Source organism: Streptomyces sp. NPDC026394 (assembly GCF_055567735.1).
The window spans coordinates 189,979-209,722 of sequence record NZ_JBVHPX010000005.1 but is presented as its reverse complement, the minus strand read 5'-3'; the positions used below and the strand labels follow the sequence as shown (position 1 = coordinate 209,722).

Here is a 19,744-nt window from a genome sequence, read left to right as displayed (position 1 = left end):
GGCCGCCCGTCTCAGACGGGCCCGGGTGCCGCGGCGGCCGGACCGCCCAGCGCGTCGCGCCGCTCCGGGAGGCGCAGCGAGACCGTCCGGCGCCGTCCGGCGAGCCGTTCGTGGACGTGCACCGCGCGGATGCCGGCGGCGAGGAGGGCGGAATTCGGCCGCGGCCGGCCCAGGATGCGTCCCATGTGGTCCAGCACGGCCAGGCTGACGTCCCGGTGGACCTCGGCCTCGGCGCGCGCCGCGTCGCGCAGCGCGCGCCGGGCCGCCGGGCCGTGGCCCCGCGCCGCCGGCCGCTGCAGCTCCTCGTGGCAGTAGGCGAGGGGGTTCTCCTGGTCATGGGCAATCATCAGGACCACCGTGCCGGGCGGCCTCGGGGCCGGCTCCCGTAGCGGTGCGGGGATCAGCGCGGCGATCCGCCCGTTCTCCCGGCCGTCCCGGGCCTCGCCGCTGGCCGAGAGCACCGGGGCACCTCCGATACGCCGCCCGCGCAGAAGAAGAGTGCAGTGCGGTACGGCGAAGGGGGCAACCGTGGCGTCGGCCAACTCCCCCGGACAGGTGACATGACGGACGGCCTGCGGACCGGCTCGAAGCGGGCTCGGGAGGTGGGGCGGAGGACGGTCCGGGAGACGGCCCGGAACCGTTCGGGAAGGCGGTCCGGCGGCCGGACGGAGCACCGTGGCGTAACCACGCGGGCCGTCTCCGCGTTGTGCCGGGTGACGGCCGTGGCGGGGAAGACCCCCGAGCCCCCACCACGGCCGCAGGCTTGCCCCGGGCCGGTGCCCGGCCCGGCGTCCCCGCCGCCCGGGCCCGTCCCCGCGCCGCTGCCGTCCGGGCCGACACCCGCTCCCCGCCGTCCGGACCCGTCCGGCGCCTCCCGCGGCCCCTTGTGCCGGCTATGCCAGACCCGCGCGCTCCAGTGCCTCGGTGCCCGCCCGCAGCGAGGCGATGCGCTCCTCCAGCGTGAAGCCGGCGGGCGCGAGGGTCAGCGTGGTCACGCCGGCCGCCGCGTACGCCTGCATCCGGTCCGCGATGCGCTCGACGGAGCCCAGCAGCGTGGTCTGGTCGATCAGCTTCTGCGGGATCGCGGCCGCCGCGCCCTCCTTGTCGCCGGAGAGGTACTTGTCCTGGATCTCGGCGGCCTCCTTCTCGTAGCCCATGCGCTGCGCGAGCTGGTTGTAGAAGTTCTGCTTGCGGCTGCCCATGCCGCCCACGTACAGCGCCGTGTACGGGCGGAAGGTGTCGGCGAGCGCGCTGACGTCCTGGTCGGCGCCGACGGCCAGCGGCAGCGTCGGGCAGACGTCGAAGCCCTCCAGGGTCTTGCCCGCCTTCTCCCGGCCGGCCCGGATGTGCGTGATCGCCGTCTCCTCCAGGTGGTCGGCGGACGGGAAGATCAACAGCGCGCCGTCGGCGATCTCACCGGTCTGGGTGAGGTTCTTGGGACCGATCGCGGCGATGTAGAGCGGGATGTGCGCGCGCTGCGGGTGCACCGTCAGCTTCAGCGGCTTGCCCGGGCCGCCGGGCAGCGGCAGCGTCCAGTGCTGACCCTCGTAGGACAGCCGCTCGCGGGTCATCGCCTTACGGACGATCTCGACGTACTCCCGGGTACGGGCCAGCGGCTTGTCGAACTTCACGCCGTACCAGCCCTCGGAGACCTGCGGCCCCGAGACGCCCAGGCCCAGGCGGAAGCGGCCGCCGGACAGCGAGTCGAGGGTGGCGGCCGTCATCGCGGTCATCGCGGGCGTACGGGCCGGGATCTGGAAGATCGCCGAGCCGACGTCGATGCGCTCGGTCTGCGAGGCGACCCAGGAGAGCACGGTGGGGGCGTCGGAGCCGTACGCCTCGGCCGCCCAGCACACCGCGTAGCCGAGCCGGTCGGCCTCCTGCGCGACGGCCAGATTGTCCGCGTCCATCCCGGCGCCCCAGTAGCCGAGGTTGATCCCGAGCTTCATACCGCTCCCCTTACTGATCAGTAACGTCGGTGTTCCGGGGACTCTAGCGCGGGGTGGCGCCGGCCGTCACCGGCCGACCGGCCGCGGGCCTGCGGCGCGGCGGGCCGCCGGAGTTGTCCACAGGCCGGCGGCGCAGCGCACGGCCGGTTGTCCACAGGGTCCCGTGAGCCGGCCGACGGGCCAGTAATCTCAGGGCTCATGGAGCAAAGGCACCTCGGCCGTACGGGCCTGCGCGTGTCCCGTCTCGGCCTCGGCACCCTGACCTGGGCCAGGGACACCGACGAGCACGACGCCGCCGAGCAGCTCAAGGTGTTCTGGGAGGCCGGCGGCACCCTCGTGGACACCGCGGACGTGTACGCCGACGGCGGCGCCGAGTATCTGCTCGGCCGGCTCTGCGAGGGGCTGGTGCCGCGCCGGGACCTGGTCATCGCCACGAAGGCGGGCAGCGTCCTGGACGCGGACCGCCGCGTCGACGGCTCCCGCCGCCACCTCCTGGACGCGCTGGACGCCTCGCTGGAACGTCTCGGCACGGACTACGTGGACCTCTGGCAGTTGCACGCCTTCGACCCGCACACCCCGCTCGAAGAGACCCTCCAGGCGCTCGACATCGCCGTCGCCACCGGCCGCGCGCGCTATGTCGGCGTCTCGAACTTCTCCGGCTGGCAGTTGGCCAAGGCGGCGACCTGGCAGCTCTCCGCCCCGACCCTGCGCACGCGGCTGGCCGGCACCCAGATGGAGTACTCCCTCCTCCAGCGCGGCATCGAACGGGAGCTGCTGCCCGCGGCGCGTGACCTGGGCGTCGGCCTGCTGCCCTCGTCGCCGCTGGGCCGCGGGGTGCTCACCGGCAAGTACCGGCACGCCACCCCGGCCGACTCGCGCGGCGCCTCGGAGCAGCTCGCGCCCTTCGTCGCCCCGTACCTGGACGACACGGCGGGCCGGATCGTCGAGGCGGTCACCACGGCCGCCGACGGGCTCGCCGCCACCGCGCTGCAGGTGGCCCTCGCCTGGGTGCGCGACCGGCCGGGCGTCACCGCCCCGGTCGTCGGCGCACGCACGGCGCAGCAGCTCAGAGCCGCTTTGTCAGTGGAGACCCTTAGTCTTCCTGACGAGATCTGCCGGGCCCTGGACGATGTCTCGGCCCCGGTGCACCACTATCCCGACCACGACTGGAGCACGCTGTGAGTACCGACCGCCTCCCGGACGAGGACGCGCCCGAGCCCACCGCGCCCGGCCCGGAGACCGCTCCCGAGGAGGCCGAGGGCGCGGCGGAAGGCGACGGTGCGGCGGAAGGCGACGGCGGGCCCGGGGCGGACGGGGACGGTCCGATGGTGGACGCGCCCGCCACCACCGCCTCGGACGCCGCCACCGCTCCGGCCGCCCCGGCAGCCGCCGCCCCCGCCGCGCGGGGTGGCGCGCCCAGTGCCGCCGCGCTGGCGGCGGCCGTGCGGGCCGTGGAGAGCGGGGAGCGGTCGGCGGACTCGTTCTTCACCGAGCGGTCGCCCCGGTCGGGCGGCGCCGGTGCGGCGGCGGGCGCCCGGAAGCCCCAGGGCGCCGTACCGGCCCCCGCGACGGGCGCCCCGGAGCGCGGCGGCCCGGCGGGAGCCCCGCCGCAGGCCACCGCCGTTTCCGACCAGAACGGCTCCCCCGGCCACACCCGTCCGGCCCCGGGCGGTGACGGCGGCGGCCGCCCCGCCCCCGCCACGCACACGACGCCCCATCCGGCCACGACCGCGGACCTGGCCCCCGGTCTCGACGGCGTGCGGCAGGTCCTGACGGCGGGCGGCGCCCCGGAGACCCTGGCCGAGAAGACCGCCGAGACGCTCGGCGAGCGCGCGGCGGAGGCGCTGCGCGAGGACCCGTGGCAGTTGCTCGCCGTACCGGGTGTCCGTCCCGAGCAGGCCGACGGCTTCGCGCGGGCGCTGCTCGGCCCGGCCTGCGGCCCGGACGACGACCGGCGTGCGCAGGCCCTGGTCGGCTGGCTGCTGGAGCAGGCCGCGCTGGCGGGGCACTCGGCGCTGGAGGCGCCCGCGCTGCGCGCCGCGCTCGCCCAGCGCTCCGTACCGGATCCGGACGAGGCCCTGCAGACGGCCATCGCCGAGGGAGCCGTGCTGGTCTTCCAGGACGCCGTCGAGACGCCCGGCGGAGCCCGTCCGTCGGCCGGCGACGAGGACGAGGAACAGCCGGTCCGGGTCCTGCTCGGGCTGGACCGGTTCGCCATGGCCGAGGAGAGCGTCGCGGACGGCCTGGCGCGGCTGCTCAACACCTTCGAGGAGCCCTCCGACGAGGAGCCCGGTAGCGAGGAGCCCGGTGACGCGGAGCCCACCGGCGCGGATGGCGAACCGGCCGCGGTCAGCGCACCGGAGCACGACGGCCCCTCGGAGCCGGGCGACGGCACACCCGAGGACGACACCTCTGGACAGGACCACGCCTCCGCACAGGACGACGCTTCCGTACGGGACCACGCCTCCGCACGGGCCGACGTCCCCGTACAGGACGACATCCCCGTACGGGCCGTACGGCAGCCCTCCGCCGCCGCGTGGGACGCCGCCGCCGCGGCCGCCCCCTCCCCTTCCGCCGCTGAGCTGATCCGTGCCGCGGCCCGCAGCGGCCTGGTCGCGCACACCGGAGCCGAGGCCGCCCGCGCCGAGCCCGCCGCGCTGATCGCCGCGGCCCGCGCGCTCGGTCTGCGGGCGTGCGGTGCCACACACACCCCGGACGGCCGCACCCGCCTGGCCCGGCACCTCGCCGAGGCCGTCGGCACGTACACCGGCCCGGCGGCGGCCCCGGCGCCCGGAGACGCCTCCGAGGCCGCCGTCACGCTCTCCGGGCTGCTGGCCGGCCGCGAAGGCCCCGGCCGGGACGCGGACGGCGCGCTCGCCCTGGACCTGCTCGTCGTCCTGGACGCGCCCCAACTGGACCTGGAGACCGCCGCACTGCTCGTGGAGTCGCTGACCGACGGCGCCCGGCTGGTGCTCAGCGGCGACCCCGGCCTGCTGTGGTCGGCCGGTCCGGGCCGGCTCTTCGCGGACGTACTGGCCGCCCGCTGCTGCCCCCAGGTCGCCTCCCGCACCCCGGACTTCGGGCCGGTCGGCGAGCTGGTCTCCGGCATCGGCATCGGTGAGCTGCACCAGGTCGAGGCGCCCGGCAAGGAAGTAGTGATCATCCCGGCGCGCGATCCCGGCGAGGCGGTGCACCGTACCGTCCAGCTCGTCGCCGACTCGGTGCCCCGGGCGATCGGCGTGCCCGCCGAGCAGACGCAGGTCGTCACCGTCGGCCACGGCGGTGCCGCGGGCACCCGCGCGCTGAACGCGGCCCTCAAGGAGCGGCTCAACCCCGGCCCCGGCCGGTTCGGCGGCTTCGACCCGGGCGACCGCGTCGCCTACTCCCCCGCCCCCGGCCGTACGGTCACCGGCAGGGTCACCGGAGCCGACGCGGCCGGCCTGCACCTGGACTGCGCCGGCTCCCCCGTGGTCGTACCGCGTGAGCGGGTGGGCCCGGACACGGTCCGGCACGGGTGGGCCGTCACCGCCCACCAGGCGGCCGGGGCGCGCTGGCCCGCCGTGGTGGCCGTCCTGCCGGGCGACGCCGCGAAGGGCCTCACCCGCTCCTGGGTGTACACCGCCTTCAGCCGCGCCGAGCGCCATCTGTCCGTCGTGCAGGGCGTCGACCAGGCGCTGCCGCGCGCGGTCGCGGAGATTCCGGCGAAGGAGCGCACCACCCGTCTGCGGACGCTGCTCCAGTTGCACACGGCGCAGGCCACGGCGGACGCGTCGGCCGGCTGACCGCACCACGCCCGGTGCGGGGGGGGCGGCGCGTCGGTACGCGCCGCCCTGGCACCGCCACCCGACAGGGCGTCCGTACGCCGTCAGCGGTCCCCGTCGAGTGTCTCCAGTACGTCGTCGTCATCGGCGCCCAGTTCCTCGTCGAAGACGGAGCTGACGTCGAAGCGGCACACCACCCGCTGCGGATCGGTCTGGTCGAACGGCGCGGACAGCCACTCCCCCGGTTCCGGCGTCTCGTCGGCGGCGACGACCCACAGGGTGGAGTCGCCCTCCTCCAGGCCGAACTCCTTGTGCCGGGTGGCGATCTCGTCCGGTTCGAACTCCCCGAAGAGCACGCCCAGCGCCGCGTGCACACTGCTGCCGACCACGCCGGCCACCGATCCCGTACCGCCGTTGACCGCCCTGGCCTCCGCCGCGGCGTCGGCGGCCGACTCCGGATCGAGGTCGGCGATCCGCTGCGCCTGCGAGAGCAGCCGCTGTGGTTCGACCACCGCGTAGTCGCGCCGGATCAGCACGCTGAGCGCGCTGGGTTCCTCCGGGCCCGCGTAGGCGGGCAGGGTGTCGTTGCCGGGGATCTCGAAGGGAGTGACCTCGTCATAGGTGTCGTACAGCAGCTCGTCGTACGCCTCAGCCGCCGCGGCGAGTTCGTCGAACGCGGCGTAGACGGCGGGATCGTCCTGGCCCGAGCGGTGTTCGACCGCGTCGAGGTGACGGTCCAGCGCGGCTTTTACCGCCTCGGCGGCGGCACGTACCTCGGCAGCGGAAGGCTGCGCAGCATCAGACATAGTGCAGACGCTATCCGTACCGGGGCCGGTCCCGCACAATAGATGCGATGCCGGAATACGAATTCTGCGATGTGTATGTGCCGCGAGGGGTCTCCCGCAAGGCCGCCACACGCCTGCTGACCGACCATGCCGAGTACGGACACTGGGAGTTGGACCGTCTGCGCCTCAACCCTGACGGCAGCCGCCGCGTGCGGCTGCGCCGCCGTATCATCCGCCAGATCCGGGCGACCTGGTGAACCGCCACGGCCGCCGCGGCACGGACCGGACCGCGTGATCGCTCCCGGAATCCCCGGTTCCGTACGAGCCGTACGAGCCGGTGCCGGACAGCCCCGCGCACGAAGGGCGCCGGTACGAGAGGCTCGTGCACGACGGGCCGCCGGCCGGCAGCACCCTTCCCGACACCTCCGCATACGTCAGAGCGGGCCCCGCCGGCGCGGGGCCCGCTCTGACGTGCCGGTCTGACGGCGCGGCCGGGCCGGTGCGCGACCGTCCGGCACCGCCGGCGCCCGTTCGGTACGCCCGGCGGCCGGGCCGGTCCCGGGCACGGCGCCCGCGGACGGTCAGGCCCGTGCGGAACGCGCGCGGCGGTACAGCACCGCGCCGCCGATCAGCAGGCCCGCGCTCGCCGGCAGCGCGATGCCGAGCGCTCCCGCACCGGTCTGGGCGAGGAAGTGCTCCTCGTCCCCGGGCGGGGTGACGATCTGCGTACGCGGCGTCGACTCCTCCTTCCGGACCTGCGGGGCCCGTTCCTGCACGGCGCCCGCCGTGTCCGTCGTGTGCGGCCGGTGCCCCGGGGCGGCCGGGCGGGCCGGTTCGCCCGCGCGGTCCTCGGCCGGGGACGTCGAGCCGCCCGGGGCCCGCGGGTCCGGCCGGCCGTCGGACGGCCGCGGGTCCTGTCCGGCCGGGGTGCCCGGCGTCGAGCCGTGGTCGGTGACCGTACCGGTGCCGTCGCCGGTACTGCCGCCCTCGCCCGCGCAGCCGTTGGCGTTGACGGGGTTGCCGACGCCGACGACCGACACCGAGTTGCCGCAGGCGTTGACGGGCGCGTGGATCGGCGCCTGCACCTGGTTGCCCGAGCCGACGCCGGGCGAGCCCTGCGCCGAGCCCTGGGCGCCCGCGCCGCCACCGCCGCGCCCGGCGGCGCCGTCGCTCCGGTCGCCGGACGAGCCGCCGTTGTCACAGCGGTTTCCCATGGCGGGATTCAGCAGCCCGACGACGTTCGCGGAATTCCCGCAGGCTTGCACCGGGATGTCCACGGGAATTTGGGCGGCATTGCCGGCCAACGCCCCCGGGGAATGCGCCGCATTCCCCTGCGCACCGGAATCCGCGTGCGCGTAGCTGCCCGCGACGGCCAGTACACCGCTCGCTGCCGCCATCGTGATCAGGCCCTTTTTCGCGACCTGTCGCATAGGTTCGCTCTCCCCTGCCTCTGACTTCCGAATGGCCCGCGGCGCGTCGCGCGGCGCGGGCCGGAACACCCGTCGGCTCCGGAGTGCATGGCGCGCACTCCGGAGCCGACCGGGTTACAGCCTTACGGATTCAGGCACCGCGTCAGTCGTTGACGCAGGTGTTGCCAAAGGCAGGGTTCAGCAGCCCGATGATGTCAATCGTGTTGCCGCACAGGTTGATCGGCACGTGGATCGGGACCTGGAGGGTGTTGCCCGAAATGACGCCCGGGGAGTTCAGGGCAGCGCCCTGTGTCCCCGCGTCGGCGACGGCGATGCCCGCGCCAGCGAGCACCAGACCGCCGGTGGCAGCCGCGGCAGCGACGACCTTCTTGATCATTATTCCTCCTTGTTGGCAATGCGGTCCCAGCCGCGGACCGCACCCTCTGCAACGAGGAGTAGGTGATGAAGCTACGAGCCTATGACGCCATTCACCCGTTCCGGCTACATGCGTACACCTGGCCGACCGTGCGGGTCGCGCACCACGTCAGAGCCCGGTTTTCCGCGCCGCGCCGCGGCAGTTCACCGGTCAGCTCTGCTCGATGAACCGGTCGAGTACCCGCGTACCGAACTTCAGTCCGTCGACCGGCACCCGCTCGTCCACGCCGTGGAACATCCCGGCGAAGTCCAGCTCCGGCGGCAGCTTGAGCGGCGCGAAACCGAAGCACCGGATACCGAGGTCGTCGAAGGACTTCGCGTCCGTACCGCCGGAGAGCATGTACGGAACGGCCCGCGCGATCGGGTCCTCGGCCTTCAGTGCCGACTGCATGGCCGCCACCAGAGGGCCGTCGAAACCGGTCTCCAGTGCCTTGTCGGCATGAATGTCCTCGCGCTTGACCCGCGGGCCGAGAATCCGGTCCAGATCGGCGAGGAATTCCTCCTCGTGGCCGGGCAGGAACCGGCCGTCGACGGCCGCGGTCGCCTGACCCGGGATGACGTTGACCTTGTAGCCGGCGCCCAGTTGGGTCGGCGCCGCGGTGTTCTGCAGCGTGGCGCCGATGATCTTCGCGATGCCGCCCAGCTTGGCGAGGGTCTCCTCCATGTCTTCCGGGTCCAGCTCGGTGCCCAGGGCGTCCGACAGCTCGTCGAGGAAGGACCGGACGGTCTTGGTCACCCGTACCGGGAACTTGTGCCGTCCCAGCCGCCCGACCGCCTCGCACAGCTCGGTGATCGCGTTGTCGCTGTTGGTCATCGACCCGTGACCGGCCGTGCCGTCCACGGTCAGCCGCATCCAGTGCATGCCCTTCTGGGCCGTCTCGATCAGGTAGAGCCGCAGGTTCTCGTTGACGGTGAAGGAGAAGCCGCCGACCTCGCCGATGGCCTCCGTGACGCCCTCGAAGACGCCGGGGTGCTTGTCCACGAGGTGCCGGGCCCCGTACACACCGCCCGCCTCCTCGTCGGCGAGGAAGGCCAGCACGATGTCGCGCGGCGGCTTGCGGCCGGAGCGCAGCCGGTCGCGGACGACCGCGAGGGTCATCGCGTCCATGTCCTTCATGTCGACCGCGCCGCGGCCCCACACGCAGCCGTCCGCGATCTCGCCGGAGAACGGGTGGTGGGTCCAGTCCTCCGCGTTGGCGGGCACCACGTCGGTGTGGCCGTGGATCAGCAGCGCGGGCCGCGACGGGTCCGTGCCCTCGATGCGGGCCACCGTCGAGGCGCGCCCCTTGTGCGACTCGATGATCTGCGGCTCCAGGCCGACCTCGGCGAGCTTCTCCGCCACGTACTCGGCGGCCGCGCGCTCACCGGGGCCGGAATGGTCACCGTAATTGCTCGTGTCGATCCTGATCAGGTCCCGGCACAGGTCGACGACCTCGTCCTCGCCGGTGACCGTACGGGCCGGCTGCGACTCGCTCACACTGCCTCCTCATGGTTCACGGCCGCGCCGTCCTCCCGGTGGGGCACGGACCGCGGCGGGGGTCCACCGCCATCCTCCCTCTCGGCGGCGCTGCGCCCAAGGCCGCAATACTCCCGACATGCGCTGGTCACAGGCGTACCCCTGACGCTGGACGGCCGTGATCGACCACCCCTGAACGTTTGCTATTGTTTTCCATGTCGGAACGGCCCAGCGGGCCGCACCGACAGACACCTGGTCCGGGTGGCGGAATGGCAGACGCGCTAGCTTGAGGTGCTAGTGCCCTTTATCGGGCGTGGGGGTTCAAGTCCCCCCTCGGACACCAACAAGGAACCCCAGCTCGGCTGGGGTTCTTCTGCGTTCTGCGCGGCGGGCGGCGGCGCGGCGTACGTGACCGCTCGTCGGCGGAATGCGACAGGTCCCCGATGGCATACGACCGGAGCCGACGGCGCCCGACCGATCTCCGCTCGCTACCCTGCGCGCATGAGTGTTCACGTCGTCATAGGTCACGGCCCGGCCGGGGCGGCCACCGCGCGGATGCTGGCGGACAAGGGGCGTGCGGTACGGGTCGTCACGCGGTCGGGTGGGCGCGCGGAGCCGGGGATCGAGCATGTCGCGCTGGACGCCGCGGACCCCGGGCGGCTGACGGCGGCCGCGCGGGACGCGGCGGCGATCCACCTCTGTGCCGCGCCGCCCTACCACCGCTGGACGCGCGACTGGCCGCCGTTGGCCGCCGCGGTCGGCCAGGCGGCCGAGGCGACCGGCGCGGTGCTCGTCATGCTGGGAAATCTCTACGGGTACGGCCCGGTTCGGGGGGAGATGAAGGAATCGCTGCCGTTGGCCGCGACCGGTCCCAAAGGGCGTACACGGGCCCGTATCTGGGAGCAGGCGCTCGCGCTGCACGAGAAGGGCCGCGTCCGGGCGGTGGAGGTGCGCGCCTCGGACTTCTTCGGCCCGGGGGTGACCGACGGCGGTCACCTGGCCGCCCGGGTCGTGCCGCGGCTGCTGCGCGGCAAACCGGTGTCCGTCCTCGGTGATCCGGACGCGCCGCACAGCTGGACCTATCTCCCCGATGTGGCGCGGACCCTGGTCGAGGTCGCGGAGGAGGAGCGGGCGTGGGGGCGGGCCTGGCACGTGCCGACCCTGCCGCCTCTGTCGGTACGGGAGATGACCGGCAAGCTCGCGGCGCAGGCGGGGGTGCCGCCGGTCCCGGTGCGCCGGCTGCCGTCCGCGGTGCTGCGTGCCGCGTCGGTCGTCTCGCCCCTGCTGCGGGAACTTCGGGAAGTCCGCTACCAGTTCGACCGGCCGTTCGTGGTGGACTCCGGTGCGTACCGTGCCGCGTTCGCCGCCGACGCCACGCCTCTCGACCGTCAGCTCGAAGCGACGGTGGACTGGTGGCGCGGCCGGACGGCTGAAGGGTGACAGCGGGCCGAAGGGTCCGTGGGCGGCCGTGGCCACGGACGAGCGTCATGTGGGGGGCGGCTGAACGGCAGTCCCCGCCACCACGTGGCAGCGGCTCATCGCGCCGGCGCCGCGCGACCGTGGCAACCGGTCGCCGTCGCGACGAGCTCTCCCTCAGGCGGACACCCCCGTCGTCCGCGTGAGTGGACATCGGAACTGCTCTGTTCATCTCCGCTAACGCGATCCGACGGTAAGTGCACGCAAGAGTCCTGTCAACTAGGATGAGTTGGCACTCCCAGGCAGCTCACCCCGGCACACCACAAAGGAGACCTGATGTCGTCACTGGCCGGGAAGGTCGACAAGCTGTTCACCACGATTCGCGCGAACGGCCGTGAGTACACCTACGAGGAAGTCGCGCGCGGGTGCAGCGAGCTGAGTGGCGGCACGTTCTCCAAGACCTACGTCTGGCAACTGCGCACCGGCCAGCGCACCAACCCCACCAAGCGCCATCTGGAGGCGCTCGCCGCGTTCTTCCGGGTTCCGGCGGCCTACTTCTTCGACGACGACACCGCCGACCGCGTCGACTCCCAGCTCGCCCTCGCCTCGGCGATGGGCAACGCGGAGGTCCGCGACATCGCGCTGCGCGCCATGAGCATGGACGACTCCGGCCGCAAGTCGCTGGCCCGCATCATCCGCGAGGTCAGCATGATGCACGCCACCACCGGCGCGGCGCGGGGCCGGCAGCCGAACCGTCCGGCCGACGGCGAGGAGTAGTGCTCCGGGTGCCTTTCCGCCGGCGTGACCGCCCCGGCAGAGGGTCTTCCGGGATGAAGGCCATGCGCCGGCAGTGCCGGGACAAGCTGGCGTCGTTCGGGCTCCCCGCCTGCTACGACCTCCCGCAGCTCTGCGACCACCTGGCCCGGGTACGGGGCCGGGAACTCGAACTGGTGGCCATGCCGATGGAGACCTCGGGGCCGTGCGGCCTGTGGCTGTCCTTCCCCGGTACGGACTACGTCGTCTACGAGGCGCACACCAGCCGCCACCACCAAGAACACATCGTCGCCCACGAACTGGCCCACATGATCTGCGGTCACCACGGAGTCGGCGTCCCCGGGACCGACCCCGGCAGTCTGCTCTTCCCCGACCTCGACCCCTCCCTCGTGCAGGACCTGCTGTACCGCGAGAACTACTCGGACGCCCAGGAACAGGAAGCGGAGGTCATGGCTTTTCTCCTCGGGGAGGCGTTGCGCGCCGGTCCACGCGGGGGCGCCGCGGCGCCGGACCCGGACAGCGCGCTGGGCCGGATCCACGGCTCGCTGAACTGGCGCCGTGAGGACGGTTCATGACCGGCATCACCCACATCCGCTATCCGATCGCCGCGCTCGCCTGCTGGATCGCGTTCGCCTACACCCTGGTACCGCTGCTCCGCGGGCACCGCCGCAACGCGGGGCTGACGGCGCTGTGCGTCTCCTTCGGGTGCCAGGGCATGTATCTGGCGATGTCCACCCCCGCCCGCTGGACGGGCACCCTGTTCGGCACCATCACCTGGTACAACGTCTCGGTCCAACTGTGGATCATCGCGGTGCTCGCCAGCCAGCAGATCCTGCTGATCCACTGGATGTACCCGAGGGACGAGGCCCGGGTGCGGGCCAGGCGGCGGCTGCTGCTGCTCGCGGTGGTGCCGGTGACGATGGTGGTGCTGTTCTTCCTGGCGACCCTCCAGGGCCCGCCGCGCAACGTCTTCAAGAACCTGGGCGACCAGCCGTTCTTCGTCGCCTACCAGGCCGCGTACCTCACCGCGTTCGTGGTCGGCAAGATCCTGGTGGCCCGCGCCTGCTGGCACTTCGCCAAGCTCACCGACCACGCGTGGGTGCGCCGCGGACTGCGCATCGCGGCGGCCGGCGCGGCCGTCGAGCTGGTCTATCCGGCCGGCCGGTACGCCGACGTCTTCCTGACGCAGTACGGCTGGAATCCACTGCAGTGGTCCGACGTGTCCCGTACGACGCTGACGATCGGCATGGTCCTCAACATCGTCGGCTGGACCGCCCCGTTGTGGGGGCCGCGGGTCTCCGCCGTCCGCGGCTGGCTGGCGGACTACCGCAGTTACCGGCTGCTGCGCCCGCTGTGGCTGGCCCTGCACCGGGCCCATCCGGAGATCTCCCTGCCGTCCAGCACCGGCAGCGACCTGTCGGCCCTGTACGACCTGCGGTTCCATCTGCACCGCCGGGTGATCGAGATCCGGGACGGCTGTCTGGCGCTGCGCGGGCACCACGGTGATCCGGGCGCGGTGCTCTCGCCGGGGCAGGGGGCCGCCGGGCAGCGGCACGCCGAGGCGGAGGCGGCGCACATCGCGGCGGCGCTGGCGGCCGGGCCCCGGGCGCCGGGGCAGGTGCCGGACGGCCCGGCGGCGGGCGGTGCGGACGGTACCGCGCCGGACTCCGCGGGTACGGGCGAGGTGCCCGCGTCCGCGGCGGCCGGCGGGCCGGACTTCTCCGCCGATGTCGCGTGGCTGGTCCAGGTGTCCCGCGCGTTCGCCCGCCTCCGGCCCGCGGTGACGCGGCCGGACGGTGAGCCCGTACGGACCCTGTAGGTGCCCGTACAGGCCCTGTAGGGACCCGTACGGACCCTGTGCGGCCCGTACGGACCGGATCACCCGGCGAACGCCACACCCTCCAGCCCCTGGGCCACGCCGGGTACGACGAACAGGTTCCCGGCCTCCGGCTCGACGTCCCCGAGATCGCGGCGGGCCGAGGTGACGTAGAGGTCGGTCAGGTCCGGGCCGCCGAAGCCGCAGGACGTGGTCAGCGAGGCGGGCAGGGTGATCTCGCGGTCCAGCCGCCCGTCCGGGGTGTAGCGGCGGACCGCGCCGCCGCGGAAGAGGGCCACCCAGATGCCGCCCGCGGTGTCGGTGCACATGCCGTCCGGGAGGCCGTCGGTGTCCGTGATGCCGGTGAGGACGCGGCGGTTGGCCGCCTTGCCGGTGTCGAGGTCGTAGTCGAAGACGTCGATCCGGCGGGTGCGGGTGTCCACGTAGTACATCCGGGTCGCGTCGGGGCTCCAGGTGATGCCGTTGCTCAGCTGTATGCCGGTGGCGGCGGTGTGCGTGGTGCCGTCGGCGTCGATGCGCGCCAGCCAGCCCGGGGAGGTCTCGCCGGCGATGGTGCCCACCCACAGGCGGCCCCGGCCGTCGATGCCCGCGTCGTTGCCGCGCACGCCCTCCTGCGCCCATGCGGTGAGCCACCGGCGCGATCCGTCCGGTCCGGTCACCGCGACGCCGTCGCGCAGGCTCAGCACCAGGCCGCCGCCCGCCCGGGGCAGCGCCGCCGCCACCGGCTGGTCCACGACGGTGACCGTGTCGCCGCCGTCGGAGGGGCGGTAGCGGTGCACTCCGCCTTCGTTCATGTCGACCCACAGCAGGGTGCCGTCGGCGGCGTCCCAGGCGGGGCATTCGGCAAAGTGCGCCCGTACGGCCAGGGCCACTTCAACACTCACGGTGCACAGTCTCCTCGTCACGGGGATGTCGGGGTCACGGGGTCAGTACGGGGCCGAGCACGTCCAGCAGTGCGCCGGTGCCGTCGCCGTCGAGCACGTCGACGACCGGCAGCCCCAGTGGGCGCAGTCTCGCCACGCTGTCCCGGCCGCGGGTGGCGACGGCGACGACGGGGGCGCCGCCCAGTTCCTCCACCGTACGGATCTCGCTGCGCGGGTCCCCCACCGGGAGGTGCTCCCAGTGGTAACGACGGGTGCGGTGCGGGTCGTGCACGAAGACGACGGCGTCGGGCTGCGAGCCCTGGAGGATCGCGGTGGCCAGGCCGCCGAAGGCGGGGTGCAGCACGGACGCCTGGCCCTTGATGATCAGCAGGTCGTGCCGGGGGTCGGCCCGCAGCATCAGGTGTTCGACCAGCCCGGCCGCCTGGAAGACGGGGGTGCGGTCGATGATCGCGCCTTCCGTGCAGCCGGCCAGCAGACAGGTCTGGCCGGTGCCGATGTATCCGGCGTCGATGCCGCGGGCCCGGGCTTCCCGGTGCAGTTGCAGGGCGACGGTGCGCTTTCCCACCACGCAGTCGCTGCCCGCCACGTGGACGAGCCGGGCGCGGGAGCGCCGCAGCCGGCCCGAGTACTTCGGCAGTTCGTCGTGCGGGCGCCGGACGTCGACCAGTTGCTGGCCGTGCGCGGTCTTGCCGGCGAACTCCGAGTGGCGCAGTTGGAGGTGGAGGCAGGAGATGACGTGCAGCCCGTTGCGTACGGCGGTCGCGATCTGCTCCCACCAGAACACCGGGAGGTCGCCCGGCGGACGCGGCGCGTGCCGCACCGCGCCGTCCACGACCTCCACGTGATCGGACTCGGTCATCGCCACGACCAGCGCCTCCGGCCCGTACGGCAGTGCCTCCTCCAGCGAGGCGACGACCGGGACGTCGGTGCCGGGCACCACGGACGCCGTGCTGCCGGACGGGTGGAGACGGTCGACGACCGCCACGGATTCGAGGACGGTGCTGTGCCGCAGCACCCCTTGGGCCGTCTTGCCTTCGAGACGGGCGAACACACCGTCGGCGAAGAGCACGGCGCGGAGCGGAAGCCGCGGAAATCCGGAGAGGACCATGCCCGGAACCCTACTCACCGGACGATTTCCGGGGAACGACGGTGCCGGACCCCGCGAGGTCCCGGACACCACCCGGCGTCCGGTGTCCGGGGCACGGCGTCCGGTGCGGGGCCCCGGGCGTTCCGCTGCCCGGGCTCCCCCGACGGCGGTACGGCGAGGGCGGAGCCGTACCGCCGGGCGACGGAAGCCGGGCCGTGCCGCCGGGCGACGGTGACCGCCCGTCATACGGACGGTCCCCGGACGGCCGCCGCCCCGGGCCCTCCGGCGAAGGTCTTCGACTCCATCAGGAACTCGGCGAGTGAACCGTCGTGCGGCAGCCCTGGACGGGTCCAGTGGGTGGGGACGTCACCCTGGTGGACGTTGCGGATCCGCGGGCTCGCGACGCACTCACGTACCAGGGAGGCGTCCTCGCTCAGCACCGTGAGGGACAGGGTCCGGCCGAACGCGGACGGGCGCAGGTCCGGCTGCCAGGGCGCCACGGCCGCGTACGGAAAGGGCAGTTCGGCGCCGAAGTGCGGGTCCTGTGGGCTGTCGAGGGCGACGACGAGCGGCCGGAGGACGGCGCTGCCGTCGCCCAGGTCGGCGAAGAACCGTTCGGCCGGGTCGGTGTCCGGGGCGGCCGCCGGCTGTGTACCGACCGTGCCGACGGTGTCGTGCAACTGCCGCGCGAGGCGCCGGGCCTCGTCCAGCGGCCGTACGGGCAGTGCCGCGTCCGGGTGGTCCGGGGGCAGCAGCGGAAGGCGCCCGAGCCGCTCGGCCAGCGCCCGCGCGAGGCTGTGCGGGTCGTCCTCGCACAGGACGGCACTGGCGTTGAGGCACTGCACCCCGGCGTCGGCGGCCACCGAATCGGCGACGGTGTCCAGGTGGTCCCGCCAGGACACGTCCCGGGTGATCAGGACCTTGGAGCGGCCGGGGCCCTGCGCGAGCACCCGCCGGCTGTCGGCATACCGGGCGACGACGCCGTCACCGCCGTAGACCAGACCGAGGTCGGCCTGCTCGACGAGGGCCTCCGCGTGCTCGTGGGTGGTCGGCAGCAGCGCCGTGTACGCCGGTGCCAGCCCGGCCTCGCGCAGCGCGCGGACCAGCCGCCGCGGGGTGAACGGGTCGCGCTGGGAGGGGCGGACGACGACGCGGTAGCCGAGGGCGAGGGCGCCCAGCCACTCCAGATGGGTGGCGGGGTGATTGCCGGGCGCCAGCACGCCGAGGACGTCGCCCTTGCGTACCCAGACCGCCGTCGTGTCACCGGCGGACAGGTCGTCGAGGGGCAGGGCCCCCGTGGGGCGCTGCGCGGCCAGGGTGTCCGCCGCGGCGCGGCCGGTCCGCGCCACCTTGTCGAGGGTGCGGCGGGCGACGGACACGGGCAGTCCGGAGACGAGGGCCTGGCGGCGGCAGTACGCGTCGGGTGTCTCCCCGTCCAGGGTGGCGGTGGCGAACAGCTCGCCCGCCCTGGCGAGGGCCGCGAGGCGTTCGGCGGCGGTCTGCTCCGGGGCCGCGCGCATCTCGTTGATGACCTGGCGGATCAGCAGCGGCGGCGCGAGCGACAGTTCGCCCGCCGGGTTGCCGGTGGCGTCGGTGAAGGTGGTGCGGGCGGCGGAGCGGTACGGGCCCGAGGGGCGTTCGACGGTGATGTCGTCGGGGGAGCTGCCGGTGCCCGTACGGGAAGCGGCGTGGCCGGTGCCGGTGTCCGCGGCGACTCGGCCGGTCCCGGCGGCCGTTTCCGGACGGCCCGCCATGTCAGTACACCCCCTCGATGATCTTCTTGCCGCCGTCGGTGAACGGCTGGACGTCGGCCACCCCGTCGCCCCCGAAGCCCGGCACCGGCGCGACGCGGATCGCGGTGTCCCGTTCGAGCACGTGCGGCAGCAGCACCTCCGGGCTCAGTTGCCGCATGCACACCCGGCCGCGCTCGCCGTACGCCACCTCGCGGGAGAGGTCGTCCGGGTCGAGCAGGGACAGGTGCACGTACGGGTGGAAGCTCTGGAAGACACAGGGTTCGGTGTCGCCGGGCACGGCCGGCCGCTGGGGTGCCGCGCCCATCATCGTGTTCCCGTACAGGCCGCTGACGGCCACGCCGGGGAAGACCTCGGTGGACAGCAGCCGCAGCGTCTCGGGGTCGATGGAGGTGCTGCCCCACAGGATGCCGCGCACCTTGTCGCGGACCAGCCCGGCGAGCCGCGGGCGTTCGGCGATCGCCTCCAGGAGGGGCGGGGTCGCGTACAGCAGGGAGATGTTCTGGGAGGTGAGCACCCATTCGGCCTGGTCGAGGAGGTGGTCGACGTAGTGCCGGGCGATGTCGCTCTGGCCGTCCTGGAGGCAGCGCCGCACCCAGCGCGGGTCGAGGTCGACCGGGAAGAACACCGCGCCGCGCAGCCGGGCGAGGCCGCGCAGCGCGTCGGCGACGACGTGCGGGCCGCTGGGGCCGAGGAAGAGCAGGTTGCCGTCGCCGGACGGGAAGCCGTGCTGGTCGAGGACCTCGGACCACCAGCGGGTGTTGCGTTCCCACTGGCCGAGGTCGACGATCCGCTTCGGGGCGCCGGTGGTGCCGCCGCTCTCCCAGACGGAGGGCAGCCTGCCCAGGCCGCGCAGGCCGACGGGCAGCAGGTCCTCGACCGGTACGTCCCGCCACTCGGCGCTGACGTCGGGGAAGCGGTTCAGGTCGGCGAGGGTGGTGATGTCCTTGCGCGGGTCGAAGGGCAGCGACGCGGCGCGCTCCACCCAGAACCGGGAGCCGGTGGCCGGGTCGAAGTGCCATTCCATGGCCGCGGCCACGACGGCGTCGGCGGAGGGCAGTTCGTGCCAGGGCGTGCCGAGTACGGCATCCACGTCGCGCATCTGGTTCACCTCTCTGCTGGGGTGGGGCTGTCGGCCGGGCCCTGCGGGGACGGGGCGACCCCGGGGTGGGGGGCCGTCCCGCGCCGGGACCGTCCGGTGGATCCACCGGATCATGGGATGTTTGGCCGTGCAATGCGACCGCGGGCATTCCGGCTTGAAGCGGACGGGGGCTGGCCTGAACCGTGTCCCCGCTGGTGGTCGGGGCGGTGCCGGGGTGTGTCCGGTCCCGGTCCGCGAGTTCCGGAAGGCCCGCCGGACGGCTCAGGGCCGGACGGCCCGCAGCGCGAACAGCAGCGGAATGCGCGGTTCCGCCGGGGGCAGCCGCCACCAGCCGTGGTCCGCCTGCTCCATCGTCGCGAAGCGCTTCCAGGGCAGCAGGTCCGTCTCGCGCAGCCGGTCGACGGTCAGCCCCGCGCCGACGAGCGCGTTGACGGTCTCCCCGAGGCCGTGCCGCCACTCGTAACTGGTCGTCGCGCCCTCCACCGGCGGCCCGTCGGTGTACGTGTGCGGCGTGTCGCTGCGGAGCGCGCCCCGGCCTTCCAGGTAGTCGTGGGCCAGCAGCAGCCGCGCGTCGTCCGGGTCCTGGCCGGGGTCGGGAGCGGCGCCCAGGGAGTTGAGCAGCGGGTGGAACTCGACCACGTACAGCATGCCGCCCGGCCGCAGCAGCCCGGCGATCACCCGGGCCCAGCGGGTCAGGTCGGGCAGGTAACAGAGCGCGCCCTTGCCCGTGTAGACCACGTCGAAGCGGCGGCCGCCCAGCGCTTCGGCGGCCTGGTGCACATCGGCCTGGACGAACTCGATGTCCCGCCCGCCGCGGGCCGCCAGACGGCGCGCCTGGTCCAGAGCGGCGCCGGAGAAGTCCAGGCCGACGGTGTGCGCCGCGCCCCGCTCGGCGAACGCCTGCGTCTCGGTGCCGAGATGGCACTGGAGGTGCAGGACGTCCCGGCCGGCCAGCGGGCCGAGGTCGTCCCATTCGAAGGGCGCGAACCAGTCGTCGGCGGTCCGCGTACCGTCCAGTCCGTAGAAGTCGCTGGCCACGTGCACCGGGGTGCGGGCGTCCCAGTTCTCCCGGTTGGCCCGCAGCATGGCGTCGGTCGC

General features: G+C 73.9%; 17 protein-coding genes, 1 tRNA gene and 1 pseudogene. 8 read left to right on the top strand and 11 right to left on the bottom strand.

Annotated features, from left to right (window positions below):
- Positions 1–11: 11 nt before the first annotated feature.
- Both ACZ4QV_RS14640 and ACZ4QV_RS14635 read right to left on the bottom strand, forming a co-directional pair.
- Positions 12–362 (bottom strand): annotated as a pseudogene (locus ACZ4QV_RS14640) (ferritin-like domain-containing protein); the annotation flags it as partial.
- A 531-nt stretch (positions 363–893) separates the two neighbouring features.
- A complete protein-coding gene (locus tag ACZ4QV_RS14635; RefSeq protein WP_361154170.1) occupies positions 894–1,949 on the bottom strand; it encodes an LLM class F420-dependent oxidoreductase in 1,056 nt (351 codons plus the stop codon).
- Between the two features lie 198 nt (positions 1,950–2,147).
- Here ACZ4QV_RS14635 and ACZ4QV_RS14630 point away from each other — a divergent pair, with 198 nt between their 5' ends.
- Together ACZ4QV_RS14630 and ACZ4QV_RS14625 are read left to right on the top strand one after the other, a co-directional pair.
- Positions 2,148–3,131: an aldo/keto reductase gene (locus tag ACZ4QV_RS14630; protein WP_361154172.1), complete on the top strand. Its 984-nt coding sequence runs from the start codon at positions 2,148–2,150 to the stop codon at positions 3,129–3,131.
- Positions 3,128–5,731 carry a helix-hairpin-helix domain-containing protein gene (locus tag ACZ4QV_RS14625; protein ID WP_467762947.1) on the top strand — a complete coding sequence of 868 codons (2,604 nt, stop codon included), beginning with the start codon at positions 3,128–3,130 and terminating at the stop codon, positions 5,729–5,731. Before ACZ4QV_RS14630 ends, ACZ4QV_RS14625 begins: the two co-directional genes overlap by 4 nt.
- Before the next feature lie 83 nt (positions 5,732–5,814).
- On the opposite strand, the gene ACZ4QV_RS14620 is transcribed toward ACZ4QV_RS14625, so the two are convergent.
- Entirely contained in the window at positions 5,815–6,516 is a 702-nt protein-coding gene (locus tag ACZ4QV_RS14620; protein ID WP_125048006.1) for a hypothetical protein, read from the bottom strand.
- A gap of 47 nt (positions 6,517–6,563) precedes the next feature.
- Between ACZ4QV_RS14620 and ACZ4QV_RS14615 the strand changes: the two genes are divergently transcribed.
- The gene (locus ACZ4QV_RS14615; RefSeq protein WP_003986762.1) at positions 6,564–6,752 is read left to right on the top strand and encodes a DUF5703 family protein; all 189 of its coding nucleotides are present in this window, start codon (positions 6,564–6,566) and stop codon (positions 6,750–6,752) included.
- Between the two features lie 324 nt (positions 6,753–7,076).
- On the opposite strand, the gene ACZ4QV_RS14610 is transcribed toward ACZ4QV_RS14615, so the two are convergent.
- The 3 genes from ACZ4QV_RS14610 to ACZ4QV_RS14600 all read right to left on the bottom strand — a co-directional run bounded on the left by ACZ4QV_RS14610 (position 7,077) and on the right by ACZ4QV_RS14600 (position 9,816).
- A complete protein-coding gene (locus tag ACZ4QV_RS14610) occupies positions 7,077–7,925 on the bottom strand; it encodes a chaplin (protein ID WP_467762946.1) in 849 nt (282 codons plus the stop codon).
- A 142-nt stretch (positions 7,926–8,067) separates the two neighbouring features.
- The gene (locus ACZ4QV_RS14605; protein WP_361154179.1) at positions 8,068–8,301 is read right to left on the bottom strand and encodes a chaplin; all 234 of its coding nucleotides are present in this window, start codon (positions 8,299–8,301) and stop codon (positions 8,068–8,070) included.
- Positions 8,302–8,490: 189 nt separating this feature from the next.
- Complete coding sequence (locus ACZ4QV_RS14600; RefSeq protein ID WP_031010741.1) at positions 8,491–9,816, bottom strand: M20/M25/M40 family metallo-hydrolase; 1,326 nt, start codon at positions 9,814–9,816, stop codon at positions 8,491–8,493.
- Between the two features lie 234 nt (positions 9,817–10,050).
- Here ACZ4QV_RS14600 and ACZ4QV_RS14595 point away from each other — a divergent pair.
- The 5 genes from ACZ4QV_RS14595 to ACZ4QV_RS14575 all read left to right on the top strand — a co-directional run bounded on the left by ACZ4QV_RS14595 (position 10,051) and on the right by ACZ4QV_RS14575 (position 13,804).
- A tRNA-Leu gene (locus ACZ4QV_RS14595) sits at positions 10,051–10,138 on the top strand.
- 158 nt (positions 10,139–10,296) lie between these two features.
- Complete coding sequence (locus ACZ4QV_RS14590) at positions 10,297–11,235, top strand: NAD-dependent epimerase/dehydratase family protein (RefSeq protein WP_361587300.1); 939 nt, start codon at positions 10,297–10,299, stop codon at positions 11,233–11,235.
- A gap of 312 nt (positions 11,236–11,547) precedes the next feature.
- Positions 11,548–11,988, top strand: coding sequence for an XRE family transcriptional regulator (locus tag ACZ4QV_RS14585; RefSeq protein WP_361154184.1), 441 nt, complete (start codon positions 11,548–11,550; stop codon positions 11,986–11,988).
- Between the two features lie 53 nt (positions 11,989–12,041).
- On the top strand, positions 12,042–12,560 hold the full coding sequence (locus tag ACZ4QV_RS14580) for a toxin (protein WP_361154187.1): 519 nt from the start codon (positions 12,042–12,044) through the stop codon (positions 12,558–12,560).
- Positions 12,557–13,804, top strand: coding sequence for an MAB_1171c family putative transporter (locus ACZ4QV_RS14575; protein ID WP_361587303.1), 1,248 nt, complete (start codon positions 12,557–12,559; stop codon positions 13,802–13,804). Before ACZ4QV_RS14580 ends, ACZ4QV_RS14575 begins: the two co-directional genes overlap by 4 nt.
- A gap of 59 nt (positions 13,805–13,863) precedes the next feature.
- Here ACZ4QV_RS14575 and ACZ4QV_RS14570 read toward each other — a convergent pair whose 3' ends face one another.
- The 5 genes from ACZ4QV_RS14570 to ACZ4QV_RS14550 form a co-directional block, all read right to left on the bottom strand.
- Entirely contained in the window at positions 13,864–14,706 is an 843-nt protein-coding gene (locus ACZ4QV_RS14570) for an SMP-30/gluconolactonase/LRE family protein (protein ID WP_361587305.1), read from the bottom strand.
- 34 nt (positions 14,707–14,740) lie between these two features.
- Positions 14,741–15,814: a DUF1611 domain-containing protein gene (locus ACZ4QV_RS14565; protein ID WP_361587307.1), complete on the bottom strand. Its 1,074-nt coding sequence runs from the start codon at positions 15,812–15,814 to the stop codon at positions 14,741–14,743.
- A gap of 221 nt (positions 15,815–16,035) precedes the next feature.
- Positions 16,036–17,547: an aldehyde dehydrogenase family protein gene (locus tag ACZ4QV_RS14560; protein WP_361619239.1), complete on the bottom strand. Its 1,512-nt coding sequence runs from the start codon at positions 17,545–17,547 to the stop codon at positions 16,036–16,038.
- A 1-nt stretch (position 17,548) separates the two neighbouring features.
- Complete coding sequence (locus tag ACZ4QV_RS14555) at positions 17,549–18,646, bottom strand: class I adenylate-forming enzyme family protein (RefSeq protein ID WP_361154200.1); 1,098 nt, start codon at positions 18,644–18,646, stop codon at positions 17,549–17,551.
- 261 nt (positions 18,647–18,907) lie between these two features.
- Complete coding sequence (locus ACZ4QV_RS14550; RefSeq protein WP_361154589.1) at positions 18,908–19,732, bottom strand: class I SAM-dependent methyltransferase; 825 nt, start codon at positions 19,730–19,732, stop codon at positions 18,908–18,910.
- Positions 19,733–19,744: the final 12 nt, after the last annotated feature.

Bases quoted from the DNA above. Each gene is read 5' to 3' on its own strand.
- ACZ4QV_RS14635 (WP_361154170.1), bottom strand. From the start codon at position 1,949: ATGAAGCTCGGGATCAACCTCGGCTACTGGGGCGCCGGGATGGACGCG.
- ACZ4QV_RS14630 (WP_361154172.1), top strand. From the start codon at position 2,148: ATGGAGCAAAGGCACCTCGGCCGTACGGGCCTGCGCGTGTCCCGTCTC.
- ACZ4QV_RS14620 (WP_125048006.1), bottom strand. From the start codon at position 6,516: ATGTCTGATGCTGCGCAGCCTTCCGCTGCCGAGGTACGTGCCGCCGCC.
- ACZ4QV_RS14615 (WP_003986762.1), top strand. From the start codon at position 6,564: ATGCCGGAATACGAATTCTGCGATGTGTATGTGCCGCGAGGGGTCTCC.
- ACZ4QV_RS14610 (WP_467762946.1), bottom strand. From the start codon at position 7,925: ATGCGACAGGTCGCGAAAAAGGGCCTGATCACGATGGCGGCAGCGAGC.
- ACZ4QV_RS14605 (WP_361154179.1), bottom strand. From the start codon at position 8,301: ATGATCAAGAAGGTCGTCGCTGCCGCGGCTGCCACCGGCGGTCTGGTG.
- ACZ4QV_RS14590 (WP_361587300.1), top strand. From the start codon at position 10,297: ATGAGTGTTCACGTCGTCATAGGTCACGGCCCGGCCGGGGCGGCCACC.
- ACZ4QV_RS14585 (WP_361154184.1), top strand. From the start codon at position 11,548: ATGTCGTCACTGGCCGGGAAGGTCGACAAGCTGTTCACCACGATTCGC.
- ACZ4QV_RS14580 (WP_361154187.1), top strand. From the start codon at position 12,042: ATGAAGGCCATGCGCCGGCAGTGCCGGGACAAGCTGGCGTCGTTCGGG.
- ACZ4QV_RS14575 (WP_361587303.1), top strand. From the start codon at position 12,557: ATGACCGGCATCACCCACATCCGCTATCCGATCGCCGCGCTCGCCTGC.
- ACZ4QV_RS14565 (WP_361587307.1), bottom strand. From the start codon at position 15,814: ATGGTCCTCTCCGGATTTCCGCGGCTTCCGCTCCGCGCCGTGCTCTTC.
- ACZ4QV_RS14560 (WP_361619239.1), bottom strand. From the start codon at position 17,547: ATGGCGGGCCGTCCGGAAACGGCCGCCGGGACCGGCCGAGTCGCCGCG.
- ACZ4QV_RS14555 (WP_361154200.1), bottom strand. From the start codon at position 18,646: ATGCGCGACGTGGATGCCGTACTCGGCACGCCCTGGCACGAACTGCCC.
- ACZ4QV_RS14550 (WP_361154589.1), bottom strand. From the start codon at position 19,732: ATGCTGCGGGCCAACCGGGAGAACTGGGACGCCCGCACCCCGGTGCAC.